Raw genomic sequence first — 3,273 nt, 5'->3', positions numbered from 1 at the left:
AACTATATATAGAAATAATATCGATCCATTAATACTACCAAAAGATTTCTGATAATTTTTTTAATTGACAATACAATCTATTACGTCATATCTAAGAACAAATCAAAAACTTATAAAAAGGATGATTATGGGATATATTATATCAGTCCTCAACAACAAAGGGGGTGTAGGCAAAACCACTACGACGTGCAACCTGTCTGATAGCCTAGGAAAACAAGGTCATAAGGTATTAGTTGTTGATGGCGATCCGCAGTCTAATACGTCCACGATGCTGTTGCCAAGTGGAACTCAAATCCGAAAAAGCCTGTACGATCTATTTGAAAGCGACACAGAACTCTCTTTCACCAGCGGACATATATATGCCACGAAATGCAAAAGTGTCCAAATCATTCCAAACATCAACGACACCGCATCTTTAGAACCCTCAATGATATCGGAAGCCCCTATAAGCCTGTTGAGACTTAGAAACTCACTGAGGGGTTTTGCCAATGATAATTTCGACTACGTAATAATTGATAACCCTCCCAACATGGGAACTTTTGTATTATGCAACCTCTACGCATCCGATTTCGCAATAGTTCCAATTCTGGCAAAGTCCTCATTCTCAGTTGATGGCCTAATAAAAGCGGTCAACTTGATCAAAGACATCAAAGAGAAAGTCAATCCAGATCTAAAATTTCTCAGATTACTTATAAACTCGGTCGACCGAAGAACAGCTATCAGCCGGGCCATAACTGAACAGGTCAGCCAGGTGTTTGACCAAGATCAAATATTTATAACACAAATCCCAATAAGCACAGCATTCGAAAAAGCGGAAGCTGGCAAAGAACCAGTATTTAAAAACTATGCAACGTCAACAGGGGCCGCCGCTTTTAGGGAACTCGCAAAAGAGCTAACCTCTATAATAGGATAGTGAACCTATGGCGAAAAAAGCGAACAATTTAGTTGATTCCTTCATGTCAGGTTTTTTGAAAGACGCAAAGGAAGCGGTTGATAGAGTAACAGAAAAATCGCCAACAGATAAAAAACAGAATTTATCACCAATCAAACAACATCATATCAGTATCATATCACCATCAGAACAACATCAAGAGTATAGCAGTAATGTAGCAGATAATTATCAGGTAAGTAACAGGAACATAGCAGATAACCAGCAGGAAAAATTATCATCAAAGCATCAGGATGGTATCAGTGTCCTAAAAGAGCAAAAAAGTAGCAAGAATATATCACCATCACCAAGTCTGTCCACAAGCCAAACAAAAGTTTGGCTATGGTTTAAAGAAAAAGGGAAAAAAGGGCTGTTCAATAAACCCGAAATTGCAAACGGACTGGATATGCCTTACATTACAGTACGTTTAGCCATTCAAAAATTAGAAAAAATTGGTGTTATAAATCTTAAATATGACAGGTGTCAGAAAAATTATGAATATGAACTGGTAGAATTAAGAAATTTAAAACTTTCTAAAAACATCAGTATCACATCAGCATCAGAACAACAACATATCAGTATCACATCACCGTCTCCTAATAGTAGTAGTAATTTAAATAAAACTACTACTTATCAAGATTTGGAAAAAATACTCAAAACCAATCCAGAGCTTGCCTATTGGCAATCCAAGGGTTTTACATCCAAACAAATGGCATCGTGGATTTCAAGATTCAGCCTTACTACAGAAGATTTGGTCCAAAGCCTTTGCTATTGCCGGTTCAATCTTGTTGAAAACGGGATTGAGGAATCAAAAAATATTCGGGACCCTTTGGATTGGATTTTTAAAATTCTCGAACGGTCAGGTGCGCATCCCAGACCAAATAACTATAAATCACATCATGACAAGCTCATTGATAGAGAAATAGCCAGAGCCGAGGAGATACATCGCCAAGCGGAAGCATTGAAAAAAGCAAGGATGAAGAAAGCCGAAGTCGAAAATGAACTGAAGTTTGAACAAATGATGCAAGAAGGTCCAGAAGGGGATCAATATTCGGTTTGTTTTGAAAAATTACCCGCTTTTCTTAAAAAGCCTCAAAAAGAAGGTTCTATTGCTTTCAATGAGGCAATGAAAAAGAATTTTTTAGAATTGCAAGAAGATTTATAAAAATTTGTGAAAATAAATAGTTATAAAACGACAACATCTTTTGGAAGCTCTATAGCTACGGTATCAAATCCAATTTTTATACAAGCATTCACCACCCCGCGAACGCTTTTATAATATATAGTCCCACCCCGCTGGGATTCAATATGTAACAATAAAGGTGTTTCTTGAATGGAATCAAATTCAAGAATCCACCCTTCTTCTTTAAGTAAAATACGCGGACTATGTATTGACTTTGATTTTAAAAGCAAGCGGGCTTCATGTATTTGCATAAATAAATTAGTATAAAATAATGCACTTATAAGTCAATAAAAAAAATCAAAATTAAATATTGACATTTTATATTGAATTTATTAATAGCAGCAGTAAGGTTTGCAAAAATGATTTTGTAATTTCATGTTCAAATTCCTCAGCCAAGTACGTGCCCTCTGTTATACAACGGTTTTAGTAAGTCTCTCTGCAAACGAACGTTACACGTCGCGGTGATCTAAGATCCAACCATCGTCACCGTTCCCCTATTTAGCGAAAAAATAATAAGGCAACTTTTTTAACTAAAAGTTTTGCCTCCTATATAATTTAAAAAATTAATTTCATTGATAGGAGTTTCGAATGGAGAGTAAATCGGTTATGTTAGATTTGACACAACAAAAACAAGCCACCTTGCCTAACAGGCAGAAATTAATGGCTAAAGCAATGGCAGCGAACATCCGCAGCTTCTGGATTATCGTTGCCCTTTGCGGAATCACGCTTCTTTCCATCTTGTTTGCCTGGAAGGAGTCCAACCGAGCTGACAGCAACATAAAGGTTGTCTGGCTCAAAATGTATCCCAATGGCACATGGGATATGGACTTCAGCGACAATGAACGGGGTCCGGATTTTTTCCAGTCAACGGTGGATTACATTCTACGGCAGTGGGTAGAACGCCGCTTTTCAGAAGTTCCGCACAGCATACAATCCGACTACGGATTCGTCTATTTGTTCATGAGCAAAAAACTTCAGGGAGAATTTATTAGCCCCAACGGGGACGATGCACCAACCAAAGCAGCGAAAATTGCGGAATGCGCTTCCTGTGGTGAAGTGCATGTTAACGTCCGCAACATTGACCATTACGATTCTGACAAGACAGTGTTCGGTAAGCACAACGGCGTATTGTACCGCAGCAATGTGTTTATCCAGCGAAATA

At 37.8% G+C, this 3,273-nt stretch carries 4 protein-coding genes; 3 read left to right on the top strand and 1 reads right to left on the bottom strand.

The features are described 5' to 3' along the window. Window positions 1–127 precede the first annotated feature (127 nt). Both JCM12296_RS33615 and JCM12296_RS33610 read left to right on the top strand, forming a co-directional pair. Window positions 128–913 carry a ParA family protein gene (locus tag JCM12296_RS33615; protein ID WP_054702335.1) on the top strand — a complete coding sequence of 262 codons (786 nt, stop codon included), beginning with the start codon at window positions 128–130 and terminating at the stop codon, window positions 911–913. Window positions 914–920: 7 nt separating this feature from the next. Next, window positions 921–2,093 carry a hypothetical protein gene (locus tag JCM12296_RS33610; protein ID WP_054702332.1) on the top strand — a complete coding sequence of 391 codons (1,173 nt, stop codon included), beginning with the start codon at window positions 921–923 and terminating at the stop codon, window positions 2,091–2,093. A 20-nt stretch (window positions 2,094–2,113) separates the two neighbouring features. Here the strand turns inward: JCM12296_RS33610 and JCM12296_RS39450 are convergent, their stop codons facing one another. Next, window positions 2,114–2,341, bottom strand: a complete 228-nt coding sequence (locus JCM12296_RS39450) for a hypothetical protein (protein WP_157068155.1) — start codon at window positions 2,339–2,341, stop codon at window positions 2,114–2,116. Between the two features lie 358 nt (window positions 2,342–2,699). Between JCM12296_RS39450 and JCM12296_RS33605 the strand changes: the two genes are divergently transcribed. After that, window positions 2,700–3,273: VirB8 family type IV secretion system protein (locus JCM12296_RS33605; protein WP_054702329.1), on the top strand; the 574-nt coding region annotated here is incomplete at its 3' end.

Origin of the sequence: Desulfosarcina cetonica JCM 12296 (genome assembly GCF_001311845.1) — a bacterium.
GTDB classification, from domain to species: Bacteria; Desulfobacterota; Desulfobacteria; order Desulfobacterales; family Desulfosarcinaceae; genus Desulfosarcina; species Desulfosarcina cetonica.
The sequence above is the reverse complement of the archived record's forward strand: the minus strand, read 5'-3'. Positions and strand labels throughout refer to the sequence as shown.